The 23,158-nt window shown below is 70.4% G+C and carries 22 protein-coding genes; 16 read left to right on the top strand and 6 right to left on the bottom strand.

Annotation, left to right across the window (positions count from 1 at the left end):
* Position 1: 1 nt before the first annotated feature.
* Positions 2–640, bottom strand: coding sequence for a TetR/AcrR family transcriptional regulator (locus J2X20_RS21140; protein ID WP_310269028.1), 639 nt, complete (start codon positions 638–640; stop codon positions 2–4).
* Between the two features lie 51 nt (positions 641–691).
* Between J2X20_RS21140 and J2X20_RS21135 the strand changes: the two genes are divergently transcribed.
* The 5 genes from J2X20_RS21135 to J2X20_RS21115 all read left to right on the top strand — a co-directional run bounded on the left by J2X20_RS21135 (position 692) and on the right by J2X20_RS21115 (position 6,565).
* A complete protein-coding gene (locus J2X20_RS21135; RefSeq protein WP_310269025.1) occupies positions 692–1,969 on the top strand; it encodes an MFS transporter in 1,278 nt (425 codons plus the stop codon).
* Complete coding sequence (locus tag J2X20_RS21130) at positions 1,966–3,027, top strand: dipeptidase (RefSeq protein WP_310269021.1); 1,062 nt, start codon at positions 1,966–1,968, stop codon at positions 3,025–3,027. Before J2X20_RS21135 ends, J2X20_RS21130 begins: the two co-directional genes overlap by 4 nt.
* Positions 3,024–4,985 (top strand): amidohydrolase family protein, encoded by a 1,962-nt coding sequence (locus J2X20_RS21125; protein ID WP_310269019.1) that lies wholly within the window; start codon positions 3,024–3,026, stop codon positions 4,983–4,985. Before J2X20_RS21130 ends, J2X20_RS21125 begins: the two co-directional genes overlap by 4 nt.
* Positions 4,982–5,374 carry a RidA family protein gene (locus tag J2X20_RS21120; RefSeq protein ID WP_310269017.1) on the top strand — a complete coding sequence of 131 codons (393 nt, stop codon included), beginning with the start codon at positions 4,982–4,984 and terminating at the stop codon, positions 5,372–5,374. Before J2X20_RS21125 ends, J2X20_RS21120 begins: the two co-directional genes overlap by 4 nt.
* 99 nt (positions 5,375–5,473) lie before the next feature.
* A complete protein-coding gene (locus tag J2X20_RS21115; RefSeq protein WP_310269014.1) occupies positions 5,474–6,565 on the top strand; it encodes a zinc metalloprotease in 1,092 nt (363 codons plus the stop codon).
* A 20-nt stretch (positions 6,566–6,585) separates the two neighbouring features.
* On the opposite strand, the gene J2X20_RS21110 is transcribed toward J2X20_RS21115, so the two are convergent.
* From J2X20_RS21110 to J2X20_RS21090, 5 genes are all read right to left on the bottom strand, one after another.
* Positions 6,586–7,356 (bottom strand): response regulator transcription factor, encoded by a 771-nt coding sequence (locus J2X20_RS21110; protein ID WP_310269013.1) that lies wholly within the window; start codon positions 7,354–7,356, stop codon positions 6,586–6,588.
* Positions 7,357–7,481: 125 nt separating this feature from the next.
* Positions 7,482–8,063 carry an ABC-type transport auxiliary lipoprotein family protein gene (locus J2X20_RS21105; RefSeq protein WP_310269011.1) on the bottom strand — a complete coding sequence of 194 codons (582 nt, stop codon included), beginning with the start codon at positions 8,061–8,063 and terminating at the stop codon, positions 7,482–7,484.
* 188 nt (positions 8,064–8,251) lie between these two features.
* Complete coding sequence (locus J2X20_RS21100; protein WP_310269008.1) at positions 8,252–9,208, bottom strand: MlaD family protein; 957 nt, start codon at positions 9,206–9,208, stop codon at positions 8,252–8,254.
* Between the two features lie 165 nt (positions 9,209–9,373).
* The gene (locus J2X20_RS21095; protein WP_310269006.1) at positions 9,374–10,219 is read right to left on the bottom strand and encodes an ABC transporter ATP-binding protein; all 846 of its coding nucleotides are present in this window, start codon (positions 10,217–10,219) and stop codon (positions 9,374–9,376) included.
* A 162-nt stretch (positions 10,220–10,381) separates the two neighbouring features.
* Positions 10,382–11,560 carry an MlaE family ABC transporter permease gene (locus tag J2X20_RS21090; protein ID WP_310269003.1) on the bottom strand — a complete coding sequence of 393 codons (1,179 nt, stop codon included), beginning with the start codon at positions 11,558–11,560 and terminating at the stop codon, positions 10,382–10,384.
* 85 nt (positions 11,561–11,645) lie between these two features.
* Here J2X20_RS21090 and J2X20_RS21085 point away from each other — a divergent pair, with 85 nt between their 5' ends.
* From J2X20_RS21085 to J2X20_RS21035, 11 genes are all read left to right on the top strand, one after another.
* On the top strand, positions 11,646–13,853 hold the full coding sequence (locus J2X20_RS21085) for a phospholipase C/P1 nuclease family protein (protein WP_310269000.1): 2,208 nt from the start codon (positions 11,646–11,648) through the stop codon (positions 13,851–13,853).
* A gap of 96 nt (positions 13,854–13,949) precedes the next feature.
* Positions 13,950–14,588, top strand: a complete 639-nt coding sequence (locus tag J2X20_RS21080) for an RNA polymerase sigma factor (protein WP_310268998.1) — start codon at positions 13,950–13,952, stop codon at positions 14,586–14,588.
* The gene (locus J2X20_RS21075) at positions 14,588–15,199 is read left to right on the top strand and encodes a zf-HC2 domain-containing protein (protein ID WP_310268994.1); all 612 of its coding nucleotides are present in this window, start codon (positions 14,588–14,590) and stop codon (positions 15,197–15,199) included. The genes J2X20_RS21080 and J2X20_RS21075 overlap by 1 nt, the downstream gene beginning before the upstream one ends.
* Positions 15,196–16,398, top strand: coding sequence for a S8 family peptidase (locus tag J2X20_RS21070; protein WP_310268991.1), 1,203 nt, complete (start codon positions 15,196–15,198; stop codon positions 16,396–16,398). The genes J2X20_RS21075 and J2X20_RS21070 overlap by 4 nt, the downstream gene beginning before the upstream one ends.
* Positions 16,398–17,105: a TorF family putative porin gene (locus tag J2X20_RS21065; RefSeq protein ID WP_310268989.1), complete on the top strand. Its 708-nt coding sequence runs from the start codon at positions 16,398–16,400 to the stop codon at positions 17,103–17,105. The genes J2X20_RS21070 and J2X20_RS21065 overlap by 1 nt, the downstream gene beginning before the upstream one ends.
* A 145-nt stretch (positions 17,106–17,250) precedes the next feature.
* Positions 17,251–17,700 (top strand): hypothetical protein, encoded by a 450-nt coding sequence (locus tag J2X20_RS21060; protein ID WP_310268986.1) that lies wholly within the window; start codon positions 17,251–17,253, stop codon positions 17,698–17,700.
* A gap of 182 nt (positions 17,701–17,882) precedes the next feature.
* Positions 17,883–18,929: a hypothetical protein gene (locus J2X20_RS21055; RefSeq protein ID WP_310268983.1), complete on the top strand. Its 1,047-nt coding sequence runs from the start codon at positions 17,883–17,885 to the stop codon at positions 18,927–18,929.
* Entirely contained in the window at positions 18,916–19,911 is a 996-nt protein-coding gene (locus J2X20_RS21050; protein WP_310268981.1) for a radical SAM protein, read from the top strand. Before J2X20_RS21055 ends, J2X20_RS21050 begins: the two co-directional genes overlap by 14 nt.
* Positions 19,908–20,573, top strand: coding sequence for a class I SAM-dependent methyltransferase (locus tag J2X20_RS21045; protein ID WP_310268978.1), 666 nt, complete (start codon positions 19,908–19,910; stop codon positions 20,571–20,573). The genes J2X20_RS21050 and J2X20_RS21045 overlap by 4 nt, the downstream gene beginning before the upstream one ends.
* The gene (locus J2X20_RS21040) at positions 20,570–21,679 is read left to right on the top strand and encodes an amidohydrolase family protein (RefSeq protein WP_310268975.1); all 1,110 of its coding nucleotides are present in this window, start codon (positions 20,570–20,572) and stop codon (positions 21,677–21,679) included. Before J2X20_RS21045 ends, J2X20_RS21040 begins: the two co-directional genes overlap by 4 nt.
* Positions 21,676–23,157 (top strand): B12-binding domain-containing radical SAM protein, encoded by a 1,482-nt coding sequence (locus J2X20_RS21035; protein ID WP_310268972.1) that lies wholly within the window; start codon positions 21,676–21,678, stop codon positions 23,155–23,157. The genes J2X20_RS21040 and J2X20_RS21035 overlap by 4 nt, the downstream gene beginning before the upstream one ends.
* Position 23,158 lies beyond the last annotated feature (1 nt).

Below are 23,158 nucleotides of genomic sequence, written 5' to 3'. Positions count from 1 at the left end.
CTCAGGCCGCGATGCCGCGCCAGGCCGCCTCGGCCAGCAGCCCGGCATAGGCCGTGGGTCTGGCCCGGCGCCGCCCGGCCAGCCAGGCGCGGCAATAGGACTCCGCGCCGCCCAGCACGAGGGCCGGGATCAGCTCGGAGGGCAGCTCGGTGATAAGGCCGGTGCGCACGCCTTCGGCCAGGCGCGAGTCGATGGGGCCGTAGCGCGCCTCGAGCCGCTCGCGCAAGGCCTCGCCATGCAGCCCCTGGGCGATGGTCTCGCGCGCCATGAAGAGATAGGCGGCCAGTTCGGGCAGGGCCGTCACCCAGCCCACATAGGCGGCCACCAGTTCGACGACGACGGCATGGGCGTCGGGGGCTGCGAGCGTGCGCTCGGCAATCGCGCGGCTCTGGTCGTCGAAGCCGGCGAAGAACAGGGCCGCCGCCACCCCCTCCTTGTTGCCGAAGTGGTGGTAGATCGTGCCCACGCTCTGGCCGCTGCGCTGGCGCAGCTCCTCGATGGTGGCAGCCTCGATGCCGCGGGCATTGAAGCAGGGCAGGGCGTGGGCCAGCACGGCGCGCCGGCTGGCGCCGCGTTCGCCCGGCGACGCGAGCTCGAGGAGCTTGTCGAGGCGGCTGGTGGAACCACGGGGCTTGCTCATTAGAACAATATTCTAGAATCGTCCGGCGACAACGCGAAGGAGGCTGAGGCGATGCGACTGCCGAATCTGCTGGCATCCCGCAAGGGGCGCATTGCCGCCTTCTTCCTGATGTACCTGACCGAGGGCCTGCCCATAGGCTTCGCGATGACGACGGTCGCCACCCAGCTGCGCCGCCAGGGCGTGGGGACGGCCGAGATCGGCGGCTTCCTCGGCCTGGTGCTGCTGCCCTGGGCCTTCAAATGGGCCTATGGCCCCTTCATCGACCTGATCGCCTCCAGGCGCCTGGGTCCGCGGCGCGGCTGGATCCTCGGCGCCCAGGGCCTGATGATCGTGACCCTGCTGCCGCTGGCGGGCCTGGACCTCGCCACCCAGCTCGGTTTCTTCACGGCCCTGCTGATCGTGCACAACCTTTGTGGCGCCGTGCAGGACGTGGCCGTCGACGCGCTGGCGGTGACGACACTGCACGAGGACGAACGCGCCTTCGCCAGCGGCATGATGTTCGCCGGCCAGTCCCTGGGCGTGCTGATGGGTGGCGGTGGCGCGCTGCTGCTGGTCGGCCGGATCGGGTTCGACGCCGGCATCGTCGTGCTGGCCGCGATCATCGCGGCCGTCATGGGCGGCGTCGTGTGGCCCATGCGCGAGCAGGCCCCATCGGCCGGGCCTTCGGCCGAACTGGCTGCGGCGGGCCATGAAGTCCTCGTCTTCCTGCGCCAGGCCCTGCAGGCCCTGCTCGGATCGCGCCTGGCCGTGGTCGGCCTGCTGTTCGCCATCCTGCCCATCTCGGCCATGGCCCTGGCGCGTGGGCTGCAGTCCAACCTGGCCGTCGACCTGGGCCTGTCCAACGAGCAGATCGGCTGGCTGGCCACGGCCTCGCAGGCGGCCACGGCCCTCACCTGCATCGCGGGCGGCTGGCTGTCCGACCGCATCAACCTGCGCCGCGCCCTGGCCAGCTATGTGGCACTGCTGAGCCTGCCGGGCCTGTATCTGATGTGGGAACTGCAGCGCCAGGGCTGGGCGCCGGGCCAGGCCGCGCCAGCGGCCCTGGTCACGGCCTTCATGGCGGCCGTCGTCGTCTACCAACTGCTGTTCGGCTTCATCTACGGCGCCCGCGTGGCCGTCTTCATCGGCATCACCCAGCCGGCCGTCGCGGCCACGCAATTCGCAGCCTATATGGCGTTGACCAATCTCTCCATCACCTACAGCGTCGTCTGGCAGGGTCATGCCGTCCAGCATTGGGGTTATGCCGCCACGCTGGGCCTGGATGCCCTGGTCGGCCTGAGCTGCCTGCTGCTGCTGCCCCTGCTCCAGATCAAGAAGCCGTCCCCATGAACCTCGTCATCAACGCCCTGGGCGTCCTCGACAACCCCAATATCCGCATCCAGCCCAGCGCCGGTGACCGCAGCGCCATGGCCTATACCAGCACGGGCCAGAACGTCGACGGCCGCTCGCTGGACGATGCCCGCGCTGCCGGCCTCACGGCCGTCAACATCACCCTGGGCCATGTGGCCGGCAGTGCCGAGCCCTTCGAGGCGACGGTGGCCGACATCGCCGGCTGGGACGCCTTCATCCGCACCCATCCCACGGCGCTGCGCAAGGTCCATACCGCCGCCGACATCGACGCCGCGCGTGCGGCGCGCCAGATCGGCGTCATCTACGGCTTCCAGAACACCGAGATGCTGGGCACGAGCAGCGACCGCGTCACGCTGTTCGCGAATCTCGGCGTGCGCGTCATCCAGCTGACCTACAACGGCCGCAACGCCGTCGGCTGCGGCGCGACGGTGGCGGACGACACCGGCCTGAGCGGCTTCGGCGCCGAGATCGTCGAGCGGCTGCAGCATGAGGGCGTGCTGGTGGACCTCAGCCACAGCAGCGAGCAGACCTGCCTGGACGCGCTGCGCGTCGCGCGCCGGCCGCTGGCCATCACCCATACCGGCTGCCGCGCCGTGGCCGACCATCCGCGCAACAAGAGCGATGCCGAGTTGCGCCTGCTGGCCGAGCGGGGCGGCGTCGTCGGCCTGTACTTCATGCCCTATCTGCGCCTGGCCGGCCAGCCCATGGCGTCCGACCTCGTCAACCACCTGGAGCACGCCATCGATGTCTGCGGTGAAGACCATGTCGGCCTCGGGACCGACGGCGGCACGACGGCCATCGACGACATGGACGCCTATCGCGCCATGCTGGCCGCCGAGACCGAGCTGCGCCGCAGCCTGGGCATAGGGGCGCCGGGCGAGACGCCGGACGTGAGTCTCTTCCTGCCCGACCTCTGCGGGCCGATGCAGTTCATCGAGCTGGCCGAGCTGCTGGCTGCGCGCGGCCACCCGGCGACGCGCATCGCCAAGATCCTGGGCGGCAACTTCCACCGCCTGATGCAGGAGGCCTGGCAATGAAACGGCTGTTGCTCATCCTGACCCTGCTGGCGGGTGCCGCGCAGGCGCGCGAGGACCAGGTCCAGATCCATGGCAATGCGGCCGGCGCGCAGACGCTGTCCCAGCCCGAGCCCGGTGTCACGGCGGCCGACTACCGCTTCAACGACCGCGGCCGCGGCGATGTCATCCAGGCGCATTGGCGCCTCGACGCGAGCGGGCTGCCCGTCAGCTACGAAGCCAAGGGCAACGACTACTGGAAGGTCGAATTCAGCGAGCGCTTCGGGCGCGACGTCCAGGGCCTGGCGCGCTGGAGGAACCGCATCGAGCAGGGCGAAACCAAGGCGGCCGGCTTCTACCTGCCGGCCAACCCGCCGCCCGAGTTCATGGGCGTGCTGGCCCGCGCGCTGCTGAAGGCGCCCGGGCGGCGCCTCCCACTGCTGCCGGCCGGCGAAGCCCGGCTGGAGGGCGGGGCCGATGTCGACGCATCCGGCCGCAAGCTGACGCTGTATCGCATCAGCGGCATCGAGTTCACGCCGGTGCCCGTCTGGCTCGACGACAAGGGCGATACCGCCGGCGTCATCGACGACTGGTTCGAGGTGCTGCAAGCGTCGCTGCTGCCGGCGCTAGCGGAGCTGCAGCGTGCCCAGCAGGCCGCCGACCAGGCCTGGCATGCGCGCCTTGCCCTGCAGCACAGCCACAAGCCCCAGGGCGCGCTGCTGATCCGTGGCGCGCGGTTGTTCGCTCCCGTCAGCCTGGGCGTGCGTGCCGGCATGAGCGTGCTGGTGCGCGGCGAGCGCATCGTGCGCGTCGAGCCCGATGCTGACCTCGAGGTGCCGGCCGGTGCCGAAGTGATTGCCGCCAATGGGCGCTTCCTGATGCCGGGGCTGTGGGATGTGCACCAGCATTTCAGCAATGTCGATGGTGTCTTCGACCTCATCGCCGGCGTGACCAGCGCGCGCGACATGGCCAACGACAACCTGCCCATGCTCGCGCGGGTGCACCGCTTTGACGCCGGCACCGAGCTGGGACCACGCGTGCTGCTCGCCGGCATCATCGAAGGCATCGGGCCCTTGGCCGGCCCCACCGATGTCAGGGTCGACACGGCCGACAAGGCCCGTGCCGCGGTGGACTGGTATGCCGACCACGGCTATGCCCAGGTCAAGATCTACTCGTCCTTCAGCCCGGCCCTGGTCGCGGCCGTGGCCGATCGCGCCCACGAGCGCGGCCTGCGCGTCAGCGGCCATGTGCCGGCCTTCACCCATGCGCGCGCCTTCGTCGAGGCCGGGGCCGATGAGATCCAGCACCTGAACTTCATCCTGCTGAACTTCTTCCCCGACGTGAAGGACACGCGCACGCGCGACCGCTACACAGTGCTGGCCGATCGCCTCGCGCAGTTCGATTTCAACGACGGGCGCTTCGCGGATTTCGTCACCTTCCTGCGCCAGCACCAGACCGTCCTCGATCCCACCCTGGTCGTGCTGGAAGGCCTGTTCTCCGGGGAGCCCGCGCGCGCCGCGCCGGCGCTGCGGCCGGTGGTGGAGCGCTTTCCGACGGTGGTAAAACGCCGCCAGTTGTCGGGCGCTGTGGCCGTGCCGCCGGGCAAGGAGGCCGTCTACGCCCAGGCCCTGCCGGGCCTGCTGCGCATGCTGAAGAAGCTGCACGAGGGCGGCGTGACGATCATGCCGGGCAGCGACGGTTTCGCCGGCTACAGCCTGCACCGCGAGCTGGAGCTCTATGCCCAGGCCGGCATTCCCAACGCCGAGGTGCTGCGCATCGCGACGCTGGTGCCGGCGCGCGTGCTGGGCGTCGAGAAGGACCGCGGCACGATCGCCGCCGGCAAGCTGGCCGACATGATCCTGGTCGATGGCGACCCGCTCAAGGACATGAGCGACATCCGCCGCGTCCACCGCACCATCAAGGGCGGCCAGGTCTATGAGCCCGCCGCTCTCGAACAGGCGATGGGAATGACTTCACGATGAACAAGATCCAACGTTTCAACAGCGGTCAGGTCGTACCCGCTACCGTGCCTTTTCCCGAAGGCGTACGCGTCGGCCCCATGCTCTATCTCTCGGGCCAGCTCGGCAATGTGCCCGGCCAGCTCAAGCTCGTCGAAGGGGGCCTGCAGGCCGAGGCGCGGCAGACGCTGGAGAACATCCGCACGGTGCTGCGCGGCCAGGGGCTGGACCTGCAGCATCTGGTGCGCTGTACCGTCATGCTGGCCGACATGGCCGACTGGCCGGCCTTCAACGAGGTCTATCGCGACTTCTTCGGCGCGGCACCGCTGCCGGCGCGCAGCGCCCTGGGCTGCAATGGACTGGCGTTGGGCGCGCGTGTCGAAATCGAATGCATCGCTGCGGACCCGGCCTGATGACCTAGGGGGCATCCTCAAGTCAGCTATTGGTCCCGGGCGCCGTCCGGTACATGCTGTGCATGCTGCGATGGGCAGCAACGCTCGGTGGAGGCATCCATGGCAAGCAAGCCAAAGGCAAACAAGTCCAAGCCGGCCGCAAGGCCCACCCCCAAGCCGCTGTGCAGCACGCCGCCGCGCATCAAGCCCAGCCTGCCGGCCGTCGTCGCCAACGACCCGCGCCGCGCCCGTGCCATATTGAACTCCCAGGGCAAGTGGCTGAACGGCACGGTGCTGCACTACTGCTTCTTCAAGACCGGCCATTTCGCGGTGTCCAAGAAGCAGGCCGACGCGGTGCGCGCCGCCTTCGCCGAATGGAAGGCCGTGGGCATAGGCCTGGTGTTCCAGGAGGTCACGCAGATGAGCGAGGCCGAGGTGCGCATCGGCTATTCCGAGCCCGACGGCAGCTCGGCCTCCGCCGTCGGCCGCGATGTGCTGCATATACCCGCCAATGAGCCCACCACCATCTACGGCTGGGACCTGACGACACCCTATGGTCGCGGCACGGCCCTGCATGAACTCGGCCATGTGCTGGGCATGGAGCACGAGCACCAGAACCCCTTCGCCGGCATCAAATGGCATGAGGAGGCCGTCTACACCTCACTGGGCAAGCCGCCCAACAGCTGGACGCGCGCGACGACCTTCCGCAACATCCTCGAGAAGCTCGACCCCAGCCAGGTGCAGGGCTCGTCCTGGGATCCCGATTCCATCATGGAGTACGAGTTCGAACCCGGCCTCATCGACGAGCCCGAGCAGTACGACGTCAACGGCCTGGTGCCGCCGGGCAAGCTGTCCAAGGCCGACAAGGAATGGGTGCTGAAGTGGTACCCGCCACTGGCAGCGCAGCCGCCCACGCTCGAGCCTTTCAAGTCGGTGTCCGTGTCCCTGGCGGCGGGGCAGCAGGTCAACTACCTCTTCAAGCCCACCGAGTCCCGCAAATACACCATCGCCACCACGGGTGCCACCGACACCCTGATGGGCCTGTTCGAAGAGGTCAACGGCGTGGCCCGTTTCCTGGCCTCCGACGACGACAGCGGCGAGGATCGCAATGCGCAGATCGCCTACAAGCTCTTCGCCGGGCGCCGCTATCACGTGCGCCTGCGCCTGTACAACCCGGGTCAGACCGGCATCACGTCGCTGATGGTCAGCTGAGCGGGTTTGCCAGCCGGGCTTCAGCTGGCGGCACCGTCGTCCGGCCCCGGCGGGCCGTCCAGGCGCCAGGGCGCACTCCAGCGGCTTGGGGTAGGCGGCCGGTCGGCCGATGCCATCGGCGTGTCCAGTTCCCGCAAGGAGGCCTCCAGTGCGGGCCAGAACTGGGGGCCGCAGGCCAGGCGGGTGCCGTTGTCCAGCAGCAGCGTCGCGCGGCTCTTGTCGTGGGGCAGGGCCTCCAGCACATGCAGCGGCGCGACCGCGACGCGGTTCTGGCAGCGCAGCATGCCGCCGGGCGGCAGGTCGTCCAGCAGACCGCCCAGGCGCCGGTGCAACACATGGCTCTCGTTGAAGCCATGCAGCAGCACGGCAGGATGACGCGCGTCGGGCAGCTCCAGCCAGCGGATGTCGGCGACGTCCAGCGTCGTGAAGCGTCCCTGCTCCAGCACGATGAGTCGGCGCACCTCCACACCCAGGCGGCGCCGCGGCAGGCGCTTCAGCGCGTCGTTGACGCGCTGCGGGCCTTCGGCCGCCACACAGCGCCGCACGACCTCATGCGTAAGCCAGACGAGCTGGGGCGCGGGATCGTGCAGGGATGCGGCCAGTTCCGCCGCGCCCAGGGGCTTGAGGCCGGGGTCCAGCAGCATCAGCTCGGGCTGCAGGGCCCGCGCCATCGCCAGGGCCTCGGTCGCCGTGTGGGCGTGATCCAGCACCTTCAGCGCTGCCGCATCGATGAGGCGCTGTGCCAATGCGCAAGCGGGGCTGCCGGACGGGGCGACAACGAGGGTGCGCATGACGGTCAGCGGCGCGCGGCGTAGCGCCGGCCTGAGAGGACTTCCATGGCGCCGATGATGGGCTGGGCGGCCGTCTCTGCCTTTGGTCATGAGAGCCCCCCATCCGGCCTTCGTGGCCGGAGGTGTCAGCGTTGACAGGCGCCGGAGGTCAGCCAAGCGGCCAGCTGCGGCAGCCAGTCGTCCACCGTCTGGGCCAGGGCACGCACGGCCCCGGGGGCATCGGGCGAGGCCGCGGGACGTTCGAGGCGCCAATGCTGCTGCAAAGGCGTGTTGGCCGTGCCGGCCGGCCACAGCGTGGCATGCAGGCGCAGCACGACCTGGCTGCTGGCCGGGCTGGAGAAGACCTGCTCGAACTCGTCGAGGTTGACGGTCAGCAGGGCTGCGGGCTTGCCGGCGCAGCCGGGCGCACCGGCGAGCTGCTCGCGCAGCCTTTGCGTCAGCAGGGCGGCCGGCGGCGCGGCCCAGAGACTGTCGCGGTAGTGCTCCAGGCGCTGGGCCTGCTGGAAGGCCAGGCGGTAGGCGATGCCTTCGCCGGACAGTTGCGGCGGGGCGGTGACGTCGGCGATGCGCCAGGCCAGGGCGCCGCCCGTGCTCGTTGCGGCTGGCGCGGGGCCGAGGTCATAGATGGCCTTGGGCGGCACCGTGGGCGCCAGCGAGCAGGCGCTCAGTGCGACCGTGGCGGTGAGCAGGAAGGCTGTGGTTCTCATGGCGTCAGTGGCTCATTCTTGGACGGTGGTGGCCGTAGTGCACCCAGCTTGCGGGCCGAGCGCCGGGCCGCTCCCTAGCCGGCCCGCGCTGGCGATGTGCTTGCGGCTCGACGCCGCAAGCATCGCCGTCCCCTCGGGGGACCGACCGGACTCGCCCGCGTTCAGCGGCGCGAGGGTGGGCGAGGGGTTCATTTCTTGATGCGTTCCGCGAAGCCTGCCTCGCCAGGGCCGGGCGGCTGGGCGCCGCGGCCGAAGATCAGGCTCTGCGGCTGTTCGCCGAGGGCGTCGGCGGCGCGCTCGATGCTGCGGCTGGCGGCCGAGACGTCGGCCAGGACGGGGCGGGTGCGCGGCGAGGTCTCGCCGACCAGGGCGAGTTCGAGATTGCGGCTGGTCGCCTGCACCTGCACGGCGGCGGCCTGCAGCTCGTCCAGGGCCGCGGCGCGGGCCTTGAGGTCCTGGGCCAGCAATTGGCCATCAGCCGCCAGCGCTTCGATGCGGGTCAGGGCGGCCTGGGCGCGGCGTGCCGTCGCGTCGGCATCCTTCAGCAGGCCGGGCAGTTCGCGGGCACTGGGCTGCAGGGATGCCATCAGCTTGCTGGTGTCGGCGGCGGCCTGCTGCAGTTCGGCCAGGGTCTTGCCGAGCTGGGCCCGGTTGTCTTCGCTGAGCAGGGCGTTCAGCCGCGTGGCCGTCTCGGCAAAGCCGGCGACGAGGCCGGGGCCGCTTTCGGCCAGGCGGTCCAGCAGCGTGGGCCGCAGCGCGAAGCGGGCTCCGGCGGCCGCGCGTTGCAGTGTGCCCTTGGCATCACCTTCCTCCAGGCCAACAAAGGACAGGCCGGTAACGCCCTGCAGGCCGAGCTGGGCATAGGTGGCGGTGGATACCGGCGCCGCGGCATCGACGGCGATGCCGACCAGGATCTGGCGCGGGTCGGCCGGGTCGAAGCCAATGCTCTCGACATAGCCCACCTCGACGCCGCGCAGCTTGACCGGCGCCTTCAGGTTCAGGCCTGGCACGCCGCCGCGGGCGACGACGGTGTACTTGACGCGCTCGGTGCGGTCGCCCTGGAACCAGGCGACGCTGGCCGCCAGGCCGAGGCCGAGCAGCAGCAGAAAGAGGCCGGCGACGAGGGCGTGGGCTTTGTTTTCCATGGATGTAGAAGCGTCAGTTGTACCCTGCGGGCCGAGCGCCGGGCCGCTCCCTAGCCGGCCCGCGCTGGCGATGTGCGTGCGGTTCAAGGCCGCACGCATCGCCGTCCCCTAGGGGGACCGACCGGGCGCGCCGGCGTTCAGCGTGGCGAGACTGGGCGAGGGGCGTCATGCCACTTCTTCTCGGAGGACGGCGGGGATGCCGCCCTCGTCGCTGGTGTCGTCCAGGCTCAGGCGGAAGCGCCTCACATCCTCCTCGGCGCAGCGCTCGACATGGCCAAGGAAGAAGTTGCGTACGAAGTGATGCGGCAGGCGCGCGACTTCGGACAGCGGGCCGCTGGCGATGATGTGCTGGTCGGCGAGCACGGCGACGCGGTCGACGACGGCGAACAGGGTGTCCACGTCATGCGTGACCATGACGACGGTCAGGCCCAGCTCCTGGCGCAGGCGCCGCAGCAGCTTGACGAATTGCTTGGCGCTGTCCGGGTCCAGGCCGGCCGTGGGCTCGTCGAGGAAGAGCAGTTGCGGGTCGAGGATGAGGGCGCGCGCCAGCGAGACGCGCTTGACCATGCCCCCCGACAGTTCGGCCGGGCGCTTCAGTGCGTCCTCGGGCTTGAGGCCCACCTGGGCCAGCTTGAGCATGACCAGCGGCTTGACGAGGTCGGGCGGCACGCTTTTGAGCTCGCGCAGCGGCAGGGCGATGTTGTCGAACACGCTCAGCGCCGAGAACAGCGCGCCGGCCTGGAAGAGCACGCCCCAGCGGTAGCGCACCCGCTCCAGGTCGCGCACCGCGCAGCGCCCGAGCGGGTGGCCGAAGATCTTCACCGTGCCGGCCTGGGGCACTTCCAGGCCGAGCAGCAGGCGCAGCAGCGTCGTCTTGCCCGAGCCCGAGCCGCCGATCAGTGCGACGACCTCGCCGCGGTGCACGGTCAGGCTCAGGTTGCGGTGGATGACATGGCCGCCATAGGCCGTCGTCACGTTGTCGACTTCGATGATGGGTTCAGCGCGATCCATCAGTTGCTCCGCCGTGGTTCGAATGCCGGATATTTGCGGGCCGAGCGCTGGGCCGCTCCCGAGCCGGCCCGCGTTGGGCGATGTGCTTGTCGGTCGACCCGACAAGCATCGCCGTCCCCTCGGGGGACCGACCAAGGTACTCGTTGGGCGAGGGGCTTCACGTCAGACGCCGACGTTGGAGAACAGCACCGCAAAGATCGCATCGACGACGATGACCAGGGTGATGGCCGTGACGACCGACTGCGTGACGCTCTGGCCCAGGCTCTCGGTGTTGGGCTTGACGCGCAGCCCGAAATGGCAGGCCAGCAGGGCGATGAGGCCGCCGAACAGGACCGACTTGGCCCAGCCCAGCCACAGATTGACCGGCTCGACGACGCTGGGCAGGGTGTGCACGAACTGCATGGGATCGAGCTTGAGCTGGGCGCTGGCGGCCGCCATGCCGCCCAGCATCATCATGCCGCTGGTCCACAGCGCCACCAGCGGCAGCGAGATGGCCAGGGCCAGCACCTTGGGTGCCACCAGGCGCACCGTGTGCGAGATGCCCATGACGGACAGCGCATCCAGCTCCTGGGTCACGCGCATGACGCCGATCTGCGCCGTCATGGCCGAGCCGGAGCGGCCGGCCACGATGATGGCCGCCAGCAGCGGCCCCAGCTCGCGCAGCACCGCCAGACCCAGGATGTTGATGACGAAGATGTCGGCGCCGTAGGTCTTGAGCTGCTTGGAGATCAGGTAGGACAGGGTCAGGCCGACGAGAAAGCCGACCAGGGCCGTGATGGGCAGGGCCTGGGCGCCGGTGCGATAGACATTGGCCGAGATCTCGCGCCAGCCGATCAGCGAGGGGTGGCGCAGCATCTGCAGCCCGTCCAGCAGCAGGCGACCGACGAGGGCGACCAGGTCGACGGCATGGTGGGCGAAGGCCAGCAGCTTCAGGTTGGCCAGGTCCAGGCCGGGCTTGAGGCTGCGCTTGCGCCGGGGCAGGGCGCCGGGCTGCATGAACTGCGAGAACAGCGTCACATGCTCGGGCAGCCACAGCAGGCGCGGCGGCGGCTTCAGGCCCCAGCCCTGCCACAGCGTCAGCGCGCCGGCCGTGTCCAGGCGGCCCAGGGCGCGCAGGTCCCACAGCGCGTCGGGCGTTTCCTTCATCGCGGTGGCCACGCGCTGGCGGAACTCCTCGTAGCGTTCGCGCAGGGCCAGCACCGTCCAGTCGCCGCTGACATGCCACTCGCGGGTGAGTCCCACCGCGCCGCCGCCCGACTGCAGCTGGGGTTCGGCGTCGGTGGTTTCACCGACCCAGGTCGCGGGCGGGTTGTCCAGGGGCAGGGCGCCGGCTTCGCTCATGGCGCAACGATAGCGCCTCCCAGGGCTTGATGATGCGATGTGTTCTGGAGCTTGATAGCGTCCTGAAGTCGAATCCGGAGACTCCATGGACCGTTTCATCCGCCGCGCCGACCCGCGCACCCTCAGCGTGCGCGACCTGCTCGAGGCGCGAGATCAGTACCACGTCCACATCGCCAACCTGCCGACCGTCATCGGCACGGCCATTGGCCGCTACCGTATCCGGCTCACCGACCCCAATTACGCGGACGAGCATGCCGAGCAGACCGGTAAGGAGCTCGGCGCCCGCACGCTGGCCAACAGCGACTTCCGGCCCTGGTCCTGGCCCTGCGTGCTGGTCTTCGTCAGCGAGTGGCTGGATCGCACGACCCTGTCGCGCCACCCCGAGCTGGCCGTGCCGCCGGTGCTCTATCTGCCCGATGGCCGCCAGGTGCGCACCTGTCCCGTCCTCGTGCAGCGCCGCGTGTCCAACCTGCCGCCGGCCGACACGGCCCTGTATGCGGCCGACCGCTTCGGCCCCAACTTCCAGGTCCACGTGGCCGACCAGGGCGCGACCCGCATGGGCGTGGCCTCGGCCATCGTCGAAGACGGCGCCTGCGCCTTCGCCCTGGTCAGCCGCCACCTGACCTCGGGCACTGAGCCCGGCGCCCCGGTGTTCGCGCTGCCGCGCGGCAAGAAGGTCGGCATCGGCCACATCACGGCCCATGGTGTCGATGCGCTGCCGCTGGCCGACATCTACCCCGGCTTCGCCGGCCGCGATGCGCGGCTGACGCTGGATGCAGCCCTGGTCAAGCTCGACGACATCGGCGCCACCAACTCCCAGTACCTGGGCGTCGGCGGCTTCGGCCCCGTCATCGACCTGAGCTCAGACAAGATGAGCCTCAACCTGATCGGCTGCCCGCTGTTCACCGTGCTGCCCGGCGGCATGCGCACCGAAGGCTGCGTGCATGGCCTGTTCTACCGCCACGCCAGCATGGGCGGCATCGACTCCCTGGCGGAATTCCTCATCGGCCCACGCCGCGCCGGCGACACCGTGCAGACGCGGCCGGGCGACTCGGGCGTCACCTGGTTCTGGGACGAGATGGCCGACCGCGGCGTCAAGGACGCCGGCCTGCCGCCGCCCACAGCGTTCCGCCCCCTGGCCGTGCAATGGGGCGGCCACGGCTTCGGCGCCCTGAATTCCAGCCGCGCCACCGAGTTCGCGCTGGCCACCGGCTTCAGCTCGCTGTGCAAGGCCCTGAACGTCGAACTCGTCGAGGACTGGCGCAGCGGCCAGAGCCGCTACTGGGGCAAGGTCGGCCACTACAACATCGGCTTCGCGGCCTGCTTCGCGCTGCAGACGAGCAAGGCCAAGGCCGTCTTCAAGGCCAATGCAGGGGCCATTGGTGTCAGCGACGAGGACATCGTCGCCGGCAACCTGCCCGGCGCCACGCAGACGAGCCAGTTCATCGCCCTGGCCGACGTGCCGGATCTGGTGTGGCGCCGCAGCCGCGGCAAGGACAAGGCCAACCATTTCGCCGACATGGACGAGACGGGCAGCGGCCCCTTCGCCGGCAAGACCCTGATGCAGCTCTGGCTGCAGGCTCCGGCCACGCGCGACCCCCAGGTCTGGGACCAGTTCTACAGCAGCATCGATCCCGACCGCAAACCGCAGTACCGCGGCGCTTTGCCCTTCCGCGTCGCCGAGCTCTACAAGGTCATGGTCCAGGCCGTGGCGGCCAGGCAGCTGGACGCCTATGTCTGCGCCGCCGGCGTGCTGGCCCATTACATCGGCGACGCCTGCCAGCCCCTGCACATCTCCCATCTCCACCATGGCGAGTCGGACGACCCCGACGACGACAAGGTCCATGCCGTCTACGAGGACGACATGCTGAACCAGGCCGCCGAGGAGGTGGTGGCCGGCGTGAAGCAGCGTGTGGCCGATGCCCCCCACCGGCCGTTGTTCAAGGGCCCGATGGCGGCGGCCGACGCCATCGTCCAGCTGATGCGGCGCACCATCACCGAGCTGCCGCCAGCGGAGATCCTGGAGGTCTTCGAGCGCGTGCACGGCCGTGGCCAGGCGGCGGCCATGTGGTCGGCTCTTGGCGAGCGCACCCTGAACCGCATGGCCGACGGCGCCCTCACGCTGGCCACGGTCTGGCAGTCGGCCTGGAAGGAGGGCAAGGGGGAGCAGGGCTTCACCCTGGCCGCCTGCCGCCAGCCCGTGCCGCCCGCGCGGCTGAAAAAGCTCTATGACACCAAGGGTTTTGCCGAATCCCGCTGGCTGCGCGAAATGACATTGGCCAGCCTGGCGTGACGGATTCCCCGGGGAAGCCAGGGGGCTGGCTACCATCGCTTTGAACCTCCGGGCGCCCCGCCGGGACTCATGCGCAATGGAACCCCGCAGGCAAGCATGTTGAAGTGGCCCAGCATCAGCAGACAAAAGCGCGATGACGCCAAGGTGGCGCCGGCGAGCTCGGGCCGTGGGCCGGCCGCCGAGGCCCTGGAGCTGGCTCTGCTGGAGGGCATCAAGCGCGGCCAGCGGGCCGAATTCGACGCCCTCTACCGCCTCTACCACCCCCGGCTGTGGCGTTTCCTGTCGCATCTGATGCGCCACGGCGAGGCCATCGAGGAGGCGCTGAACGACACCATGATGGTGGTCTGGCAGCGCGCCGAGGGCTTTGACGGGCGCAGCAAGCTGTCCACCTGGATCTTCGGCATCGCCTACCGCAAGGCGCTGAAGGCCCTGAGCCGCCAGGACCTGCCGGTGGACGCTGATGAGGTGGAAGAAGCCTCCGACCCGGGGCCGGGGCCGGAGCAGCAGCTGGGGCTGGCCCAGTTGCGGGGGCGGCTTCGACAGGCCATGGCCGAGCTGTCGCCCGAGCACCGCGCCGTCGTGGAGCTGTGCTATTTCCATGACATGGCCTATGCCGAGATCGCCGACGTCGTCGGTTGCCCGGCCGAGACCGTGAAGACGCGGATGTTCTATGCGCGGCGCCGGCTGCGCCTCCTGCTCGACGACCTCGCCGGGCAGGGGCAAGGAGAAGAATGATGAGTGTGGTGATCCCGATGGAACATGACGAGCATGCCGCCGTGCAGGCTCTGCTGCCCTGGTATGCCCGTGGGCAGCTGGATGAGGGCGAGATGCAGCAGGTGCAGCAACATCTGCTGAGCTGCCAGGCCTGCCGCAACGAGCTGGCCGCCGAACAGCCGATGCAGACCCTGCTCAGCGTGGCCGGCACGCCGCCGCAGGGCGGCGACGTCGAAGCCGGCCTGGCCAGGATGCACACGCTGATGCAGCCGGCTCGCCGCCCCAAGGCCACGGCCCCGCGCTGGATGCCCTGGGCCCTGGGCCTGCAAGGGGCAGCCTGCGCCCTGCTGCTGGGCCTGTGGCTGCACGATCGCCAGGCCGAGCCGGCCTACGAGGGCCTGTCGGCTGCCGGCACGGCGCCGGTGGTTGCGGACGCCCTGGTCATGTTCAAGCCGGGCACCACCGAGCAGGCGGTGCGCGAATTGCTGCAGGCCCAAGGCGCCGGCGTCGTCGCCGGGCCGACCGAGACCGGCGCCTGGCTGCTGCGCGTCGACGCGCGTGGCCTGGCCGAGCTGCGCACCGCGCCCATCGTCGCCCTGGCCGAGCCGCTGCAACCCGGGCCGGCGCGATGAGATTGCTGTTGCGCCTGTTCGCGTTGCTGCTGTGCTGCGTCAGCACGGCGGCCTTCGCCCAGGCCGAGGAGGCCCAGCGCCAGGTCCTCGTCATGCTGCAACTGCCCAAGGCCCATTACCGGCCCGACGGCAGCTATGCCGGCACCTATGGCGAGGGCGTGGGCCGGCAGTCGCGCCAGCAGGTCGCCCAGTCCCTGGCCCAGGCCCATGGCCTGGAGATGCGCAGTGAATGGGCCATGCCCCTGGCCGGCGTGGACTGCTTCGTCATGCGACTGCCCGAAGGCGACACGCGCAGCCCGGCCAAGGTGGCCGAGGCCGTGGCCGAGGACAGGCGCGTCGCCTGGGCCCAGCCCGTCAGCCTGTATCGAGCCCAGGGCAGCCAGCAGGAGCCCCTCTACCAGGCCCAGCCGGCGGCGCGCCAGTGGCATCTGGCCGAACTGCACCAGCTCGCCACCGGCAAGGGCGTGCGCGTGGCGGTGGTCGACAGCGGCGTGGAGGCCAGCCATCCCGATCTCGTCGGCCAACTGGCCAGCAACGAGAACTTTGTCGACGACAAGGCGCCGCCCGCCGAGGGCCATGGCACGGCCGTGGCCGGCATCATCGCGGCGCGGGCGGACAACGGCCTTGGCATTGCCGGCGTCGCTCCCCAGGCCAAGCTGCTGGCCCTGCGCGCCTGCTGGCAGGCGGCAGGCACGCAGACGCTGTGCACCAGCCTGGGCCTGGCCAAGGCCTTGTATGCGGCCATCCAGCAGGGTGCCCACATCATCAACATGAGCCTGGGTGGCCCGGACGACCGCCTGCTGGCCCTGCTCATCGACCAGGCCCAGGCGCGGGGCGCCGCCGTGGTTGCGGCCATGCCCGGCGAGAACGGGCCCTTCCCGGCCAACCATCCGGGCGTGCTCGTCGTCGGCAGCGCGCCGCCGCTGCCGGCTGGCGTCGTCATTGCGCCCGGGCGTGACGTGCCCAGCACGGCGGTGGGCGGCGGCTGGTCGCTGGTGTCGGGGTCGTCCTTCGCGGCCGCACATGCCGCCGGCCTGCTGGCCCTGGTGCGCGAGCTCGACGGCCCACGTGGCACCCTGGCCCTGAAGACGGCCCTGGTCACGGAAAGTCAAGGGCGTATCGACAGCTGCGCAACGCTGGCCCGCCATGCCGGCACGCGCGGTCCAGGTTGCAAGACGCTGGGGCAAACTCCGGACTGATGCCCCCCGCGCCCCTGGCTCGATTGACGACGCTGGTCGCCACGCTGCTGGCCTGCGCGGGCGGAGCCTGGGCCGATGTCGGTGGCACGCTGTCGCTGCAGACGGACGCACGCGAGCGTGGCATGTCCTACAGCCGCAACCGGCCGAGCGCCCAGCTCGGCCTGGCTTGGGACGGTACGGCCGGCTGGTATGCCGGTGCCCAGCTGGCGCAGGCGCGCTTTGCGCAGCGGCGCGGCGCGGCCCTGCAGGTCTATGGCGGCCGCGTCTTCGAGCTGTCGCCGGGCCTGGACGCCGAGGCGGGCGTGGCCGCCCACGCCTTCGAGAACGTATCCCGCTATGACTACCAGGAGGCCTATGTCGGCCTGCTGGGCGAGCGCTGGAGCCTGCGCGCCTATGTCTCGCCCGACTACTACGGCGTCGGCCAGCGCAGCCTCTACGTCGAGTTCAACGGCCGCTGGCCGCTCGCGTCGGGCGTCGCGGCGCTGGGCCATGTCGGCCTGCTGCATGGCTTTGGGGGCCAGGCCTTGTCCTATGTCGAGCCGCGCAGCGACACCCGAGCGGACCTGCGCCTGGGCGCTTCCTGGCAGCTGGGCCAGAGCAGCGAGCTTCAACTGGCCTGGATTGCAGCTGGACGCGGTGGGCCCTACATCTGGATCGATGCCACGCGGCGTCGCACGGCGGTGCTCAGCCTCACCGTTGCGTTCTAGGGCCTGCAAACGCTACGGCAAGGGGTCGCGAAGTCCCGCCACAACGCGGCCCATTGCCGTAGCGTTTGCAGGCCCTCCCTAGCTTCTCTTGAACCCTCCCGCGGCGGGCCGGCACTCACGGCGCAGTGAGTTGCAGGAGAGCTTGATGAGATTGTCGAAATTGCTTGGGGCGGCGCTGGCCACCACGGCCGCCCTGGTCGCGGGCTGTGGAGGTGGTAGTGGCGCGGGCCTGGACGCCAACGGCCGGCCACTCGGCGAGGGCGATGACCCCAGCGGGCCGATGACGGCCAGCTTCAGCTCCATCCAGTCCCATGTCTTCACGCCCATCTGCACGGCCTGCCATGCGGGCGGTGCGGCGCCGCAGGGCCTCAGGCTGGACGCGGCCAACAGCTTCACCATGCTGGTCGGCGTGGCCAGCGCCGAGGTGCCGGCGCTCAAGCGCGTGGCGCCGGGTGATGCGGCCAACAGCTATCTGATTCACAAGCTCGAAGGCCACCAATCGGTCGGCGCGCGCATGCCCTTCGGTGGGCCCTATCTTGATGCCGCGACCATCAATCTGATCCGCCAGTGGATCGACAACGGAGCGCAGAAATGATGGCGCCCCTCGTCCAAGGAGTACCTTGGCCGGTCCCCCGCGGGGACGACGATGCTTGTGGCATCGAGCCGCAAGCACATCGCCCGAGCGGGCCGGCTAGGGAGCGGCCCGGCGCTCGGCCCGCCACACAGCGCACCGCAAATCCGGCAGGCTTGTTGCGATGGTGGCTGGGCCTGGCTTTGATGGCCCTGATGTCGATGGCGCAGGCCGAACCCTATCTCGCCATCCGTGCCGGATTGAAATGCGTGGCCTGCCATGTGAACCCCACCGGGGGCGGCCTGCGCAACGCCGTGGGCAATACCTTCGCGCAGAACGTCATTCCGGCCAATGCCCTGCCCGAAGCCTTGCAGGGCTGGAATGGTTCGCTGTTCGATGACCGCCTGCGCCTGGGCGGCGACCTGCGCACCGCGACGACGCGCACCTCGGTGTCGGGCCAGCCCACGCGCAGCGTCGGCGGCAACGAGCAGACGCGGCTGTATGCCGACGTGCAGCTGATCAAGGACTATCTCGGCGCCTACCTCGACCAGCAGGTCGCGCCGGGCAAGTCCGAGCGTCAGGAGGCCTATGTGCGGCTGTCGACGCCGGGCCTCTCCTGGTATGCCAAGGCCGGCCAGTTCTATCTGCCCTTCGGCTGGCGGCTGCAGGACAGCCTGGCCTTCGTGCGGCAGTTGAGCGGCGTCAGCATGACGGTGCCCGACAAGGGCCTGGAGCTGGGGCATGAGAGCGACGAATGGTCTCTGCAGCTGGTGCGCAGCAATGGCCCCGGCAACAAGGGCGGCACGACCGGCCACCAGACCACTGCCCAGGCCATCTGGATGCAGCCCTGGGGCCGTGTCGGTGCGGCGGCGGCCCAGGTCAAGTCGACGGCGGGCAACCGCCAGGCCTGGGGCCTCTTCGCCGGCACGACGACGGGACCGGTGGCCTGGCTGGCCGAGTTCGACATGGTCAGCGATGCCGGCTACCCCGAGGGCAAGCGCCGGCAATACGCGACGCTGCTGGAGGCCAACTGGCTGGTGCAGCAGGGCCACAACCTGAAGCTGACCAGCGAATACCTCGACCCCGACCGCCGCGTGGCCCACGACAACAAGGTGCGCTACAGCCTGGTCTACGAGTACACGCCCTTCGCCTTCGTGCAGTTGCGCGCGGGCTACCGCAAGTTCGGCGGCATCCCGCAGAACACCATCGACAACCGGCGGCAGAGCTTTGTCGAGCTGCATGGACTGTTCTAGCGTCACCGTCGAGCGGCCCCTTGCGCTGGCGCCCGCCCTCACGCGGCTGCCGCTGGCGACGCTCTACCTGACCGAGCGCTGCAATTCGCGCTGCGTCAGCTGCGACTACTGGCGGCATGGCCAGCGCGACATCGACATGGCGACTGTGCAGCGCCTGCTGCCCGGCCTGCTGGAGCTGGGCACGCAGACCGTGCTGGTCTCCGGCGGCGAGCCGCTGCTGCATCCGCAGTGGGCCGAGATCGCGGCTCTGCTGCGCAGCCAGGGGCACAAGCTCTGGCTGCTGACGGCTGGCCTGGCCCTGGCCAAGCATGCGGCGGAGGTGGCGTGCCTGTTCGAGCAGGTCACGGTGTCGCTGGACGGCAGCACGGCGGCCAGCTATGCCGCCATCCGCGGGCTGGACGCCTTCGAGGCCGTCTGCGCCGGCATCCGCGCCGCGGTGCGCGAAGGCCTGGACGTGAGCCTGCGCGTGACGGTGCAGCGCGGCAATGTGGGTGAGCTGGCCGATCTCGTCGCGCTGGCGCACAAGCTCGGCGTGGCGGGCATCTCCTTCCTCGCCGCCGATGTCAGCCATGCCGAGGCCTTTGGCCGCCACGGCGAGCCTGTCGATGGCGTGGCGCTGCGGGCCGAAGACCTGCCGGTGCTGTCCAGCAGCCTGGACGCGCTGGATGCAGCGGACTTTGCCAGCGGCTTCATCGCCGAATCGCCCGCCAAGCTGCGCCGCATCGAGGCGCATTACCGCGCCCGTCTTGGCCTCGCCGCGCCACCGCCGGTGCGCTGCAACGCGCCCGAGCACTCGGCCGTCATCGAGGCCGATGGCGGCTTGCGGCCCTGCTTCTTCATCGCCGGCAATGCCAGGCTGGACGATGCCGGGTTGGGCGACGCGCTCAACGCGCCGTCCATGCGCCGCCTGCGCACCAGCATCCGCGCCGGCCAGCGGCCCGAGTGCGCGCATTGCGTCTGCTCCAAGTGGTTCGCCTCATGAGCACCCTCGCCAATGTTGCCGCCTACGACCTCTGGGCCGAGAGCTATCCGCCGCTGCCGCACAACCCGCTGATGCGTGCCGAGCAGGCCGCGGTGCTGGGTCTGCTGCCCGAGGTGGCGGGCCGGCGGGCGCTGGACCTGGCCTGCGGCAGCGGGCGCTATGGCTTGCTGCTGCAGCAGCGCGGCGCGGCCTTGGTCGTCGGCAGCGACCTGTCCGCCGGCATGCTGGCGCGCGCGCCGCTGACCCATCGCGTGCGGGCCGACATGGAGCAACTCCCCTTCGCTTCGGCCAGCTTCGACCTCATCGTCAGCGGCCTGGCCGTCGGCCACGCGCCCAGTCTGGACGCCTGGATGGCCGAGGCGGCCCGGGTGCTGGCGCCGGGCGGTGCCCTGGTCTATTCCGATTTCCATCCCGATGCCGCCCGTGCCGGCATGACGCGCAGCTTCAATGACGCCAGCGGCCAGCGCCACGAGCTGCTGCATGCCCTGCACGACCCGGACGCCCACCTGGCGGCCGCCTGGCGGGCTGGTCTGGTGCTGGAGGCGCAGCGCGAGGTGCGCGTCGGCCAGGAGCTGCGCGAAGCCTTCACCGGCTCCGAGGCCTTCTATGCCCGCTGGGGCGGCCTGGCCATTGTCCTGGCCTTGAAGCTGGTGAAGCCATGAGTTGGCGCTTCGTCAATGCGGCCGATGGCATGAGCCTGAGCACCGATGGCGATCGCATCGCTGCCACGTCCGACGGCCAGCGTATCGACCTCAGCGGCGCCCGCCTGCTGCCCGGCCTCATCAATGCCCACGACCATCTGCATCTCAACGGCGCGCTGCCGCGCCTGAAGTTCCGAGACCGCTATCGCAATGCCGGCGAATGGATTGCCGACATCACGCCGCGCCTGTCCACAGACCCTGAGCTGCTCGCGCACCGGTCCCGGCCGCGCGCCAAGCGTCTGCTGGCCGGCGGGCTGAAGAACCTGCTCAGTGGCGTGACGACGGTGCTCCACCACGATCCGCGCAACCCTGTGCTGGACGAGGCGGACTTTCCGGTCGACGTGCCGGAATCGGGCGGCTGGTCCCACTCGCTGGCCCTGGATGGCGAAGAGGCGGTGCGCGCTTCGTTCGAGGCGACGCCCGCCGGCCGTTCCTGGATCATTCATGCAGCCGAGGGCACGGACAACGCGGCGGCGCTGGAGTTCGACCGGCTCGAAGCCCTGGGCTGCATCGCTCCCGGCACGCTGCTCGTGCACGGCCTGGGCCTGACTGCCGCGCAGCAGCGCCGCCTCGTGCATGCCGGCGCCGGCGTCGTCTGGTGCCCCGGCTCCAATCTGCATCTGTTCGGCCGCACCCTGGACCCCGATTGGCTGCTCGCGCGAGGCCTGCTGGTGCTCGGCAGCGATTCGCGCATCAGCGGCGGACGTGACCTGCTGGCCGAGCTGGCCCTGGTGCGCGAGCTGACCGGTTGGAGCGAAGAGCGCCTGGAAACCTGGGTCACGGCAGATGCCGCTCGCCTGCTCGGTTTGCACGACCGCGGCCGGCTGGAGCCGGGCCTGCGCGCCGACCTGATCGCGTTGCCACCCGGCCTGCCGCTGTCACGCGCCACGCGTGCCGACCTGCGCCTCGTCGTCGTTGCCGGTCGGCCGCTGTACGCCGACGCCGACCTCGGCGAAGCGCTCGGCCTCGTGCCGGTGCGCGTGGACGGCCGCCCCAAGGCCCTCGCGCCGCATCTCCTCCTGCCCGAGCCCGGCCTGGAACTGCTGCTTGAGGAGGCTCTCGCATGAAGCGCCTGCTGCTGATCAACCCGCGCATCACCTCCAATGCGCGCTTCCCGCTGGCCGTCATGCACCTGGCCGCCGCGCTGAAGGGCCGTTACGAGACGCGCATCCTCGACGGCAATCTGGACCGCCATCTGCCGGAGACGGCGGCGGCCGCGGTGCGTGAGGGCGGCTATGCGGCCGTCGGCCTGTCCGTCATGGGCGGGCCGCAGCTGCCAGCGGCGCTGGCCGTGTCGCGCGCCATCCGCGCCGCGGCGCCCGGGCTGCCCATCGTCTGGGGCGGCTATTTCCCGACCCTGTGCACGGATGCGGCGCTGAACAGCGACTGCGTGGACTACGCCTTGCGAGGGCAGGGCGAGCAGGGCCTGGTGGAGCTGCTGGACGCGTTGACCGAAGACAAGCCTCTGGACCAGGTGGCCGGCCTGTCCTGGCGTCCCGAAGGCGGGGAAGTGGTGCACAACGCCGACCGCGCCTTCTCGACGGCGCCGCTGCAGATGGACGTCAGCTACGACGAGGTCGACGACCCGCAGCGCTATCTCGGCCCCACCTATCTGGGCCGGCGCACGACGGGCTACCAGGCCGCCCTGGGTTGCCGCTACCGCTGCAGCTTCTGCGGCGTCGCGGCCATGTTCCGCGGCAAGACGGCGCTGCCCGAGGCCGAAAGGCTTGAGCGCGACCTGCGCGGCCTGCAGGCCCGCTTCGGCGCGGACTCGGTGCAGTTCTACGACCACAACTTCTTTGACCGCGAGGTCGACATGCAGCCCCTGCTCGAAGTGCTGGCGCGGCTGCAGATGCCCTGGTGGTGCTATGCCCGTGCCGATGCCCTGCAGGGCCTGTCGGCTTCGTCCTGGGCCCTGGTGCGGCGCAGCCGCCTGCGCATGGCCTACATCGGCGCGGAGTCGCCCAATGACAGCCTGCTGCGCGACATGCGCAAGGGCACGCGCTCCGACCAGACCCTGGCCGTCGTCGAGACCTGCCGTGCCAACGGCGTCGTGCCCGAGCTGTCCTTCATGCTGGCGCCGCCGCAGGACCCCGAAGGCGAGACGGAGCGGACCTTCGACTTCATCCGCCAGGTCAAGCGCCTGCACCCGGCCGCCGAGATCATGCTGCACATCCACACGCCGCTGCCGCCGCGGCGGCTGGGCGATGGGCGCTGGACACCGCGCGACCCGGCCCTGCCCAAGGGCTTCACCTTCCCCGACAGCGCCGATGCCTGGGCGCAGAAGGAATGGGTGGACTACTGGTGCCACAAGGACGCGCCCTGGCTCAGCCCGGCGCTGCGCGAGCGCATCCGCGACTTCCGCACCGTGCTGGGCTGCCGCTTCCCGACGCTGACCGACATCCGCGCGCCCGGCTGGCAGAGGGCGGCCCTGCGCGCCGCCTCGGCCTGGCGCTACCGATTGGCGCGTTATGACCAGCCACGTGAGCTGCGCTGGCTGGAGCGCGCCGTGAAGCTGTGGGACCCACAGCTGAACGCGCTCTGAG

The sequence above is a fragment of the Roseateles saccharophilus genome, from assembly GCF_031458095.1.
Taxonomy (GTDB): Bacteria; Pseudomonadota; Gammaproteobacteria; order Burkholderiales; family Burkholderiaceae_C; genus Pelomonas; species Pelomonas saccharophila_A.
The sequence above is the reverse complement of the archived record's forward strand: the minus strand, read 5'-3'. Positions and strand labels throughout refer to the sequence as shown.

What these genes read in the sequence shown, in the direction of transcription:
- J2X20_RS21035 (WP_310268972.1), top strand. Translation starts at nt 21,676, where the DNA reads ATGAAGCGCCTGCTGCTGATCAACCCGCGCATCACCTCCAATGCGCGC.
- J2X20_RS21105 (WP_310269011.1), bottom strand. Translation starts at nt 8,063, where the DNA reads ATGAGAACCACAGCCTTCCTGCTCACCGCCACGGTCGCACTGAGCGCC.
- J2X20_RS21070 (WP_310268991.1), top strand. Translation starts at nt 15,196, where the DNA reads ATGAGATTGCTGTTGCGCCTGTTCGCGTTGCTGCTGTGCTGCGTCAGC.
- J2X20_RS21140 (WP_310269028.1), bottom strand. Translation starts at nt 640, where the DNA reads ATGAGCAAGCCCCGTGGTTCCACCAGCCGCCTCGACAAGCTCCTCGAG.
- J2X20_RS21090 (WP_310269003.1), bottom strand. Translation starts at nt 11,560, where the DNA reads ATGAGCGAAGCCGGCGCCCTGCCCCTGGACAACCCGCCCGCGACCTGG.
- J2X20_RS21060 (WP_310268986.1), top strand. Translation starts at nt 17,251, where the DNA reads ATGAGATTGTCGAAATTGCTTGGGGCGGCGCTGGCCACCACGGCCGCC.
- J2X20_RS21050 (WP_310268981.1), top strand. Translation starts at nt 18,916, where the DNA reads ATGGACTGTTCTAGCGTCACCGTCGAGCGGCCCCTTGCGCTGGCGCCC.
- J2X20_RS21130 (WP_310269021.1), top strand. Translation starts at nt 1,966, where the DNA reads ATGAACCTCGTCATCAACGCCCTGGGCGTCCTCGACAACCCCAATATC.
- J2X20_RS21100 (WP_310269008.1), bottom strand. Translation starts at nt 9,208, where the DNA reads ATGGAAAACAAAGCCCACGCCCTCGTCGCCGGCCTCTTTCTGCTGCTG.
- J2X20_RS21085 (WP_310269000.1), top strand. Translation starts at nt 11,646, where the DNA reads ATGGACCGTTTCATCCGCCGCGCCGACCCGCGCACCCTCAGCGTGCGC.
- J2X20_RS21065 (WP_310268989.1), top strand. Translation starts at nt 16,398, where the DNA reads ATGCCCCCCGCGCCCCTGGCTCGATTGACGACGCTGGTCGCCACGCTG.
- J2X20_RS21110 (WP_310269013.1), bottom strand. Translation starts at nt 7,356, where the DNA reads ATGCGCACCCTCGTTGTCGCCCCGTCCGGCAGCCCCGCTTGCGCATTG.
- J2X20_RS21075 (WP_310268994.1), top strand. Translation starts at nt 14,588, where the DNA reads ATGAGTGTGGTGATCCCGATGGAACATGACGAGCATGCCGCCGTGCAG.
- J2X20_RS21095 (WP_310269006.1), bottom strand. Translation starts at nt 10,219, where the DNA reads ATGGATCGCGCTGAACCCATCATCGAAGTCGACAACGTGACGACGGCC.
- J2X20_RS21045 (WP_310268978.1), top strand. Translation starts at nt 19,908, where the DNA reads ATGAGCACCCTCGCCAATGTTGCCGCCTACGACCTCTGGGCCGAGAGC.
- J2X20_RS21125 (WP_310269019.1), top strand. Translation starts at nt 3,024, where the DNA reads ATGAAACGGCTGTTGCTCATCCTGACCCTGCTGGCGGGTGCCGCGCAG.
- J2X20_RS21115 (WP_310269014.1), top strand. Translation starts at nt 5,474, where the DNA reads ATGGCAAGCAAGCCAAAGGCAAACAAGTCCAAGCCGGCCGCAAGGCCC.
- J2X20_RS21055 (WP_310268983.1), top strand. Translation starts at nt 17,883, where the DNA reads ATGGCCCTGATGTCGATGGCGCAGGCCGAACCCTATCTCGCCATCCGT.
- J2X20_RS21120 (WP_310269017.1), top strand. Translation starts at nt 4,982, where the DNA reads ATGAACAAGATCCAACGTTTCAACAGCGGTCAGGTCGTACCCGCTACC.
- J2X20_RS21135 (WP_310269025.1), top strand. Translation starts at nt 692, where the DNA reads ATGCGACTGCCGAATCTGCTGGCATCCCGCAAGGGGCGCATTGCCGCC.
- J2X20_RS21040 (WP_310268975.1), top strand. Translation starts at nt 20,570, where the DNA reads ATGAGTTGGCGCTTCGTCAATGCGGCCGATGGCATGAGCCTGAGCACC.
- J2X20_RS21080 (WP_310268998.1), top strand. Translation starts at nt 13,950, where the DNA reads ATGTTGAAGTGGCCCAGCATCAGCAGACAAAAGCGCGATGACGCCAAG.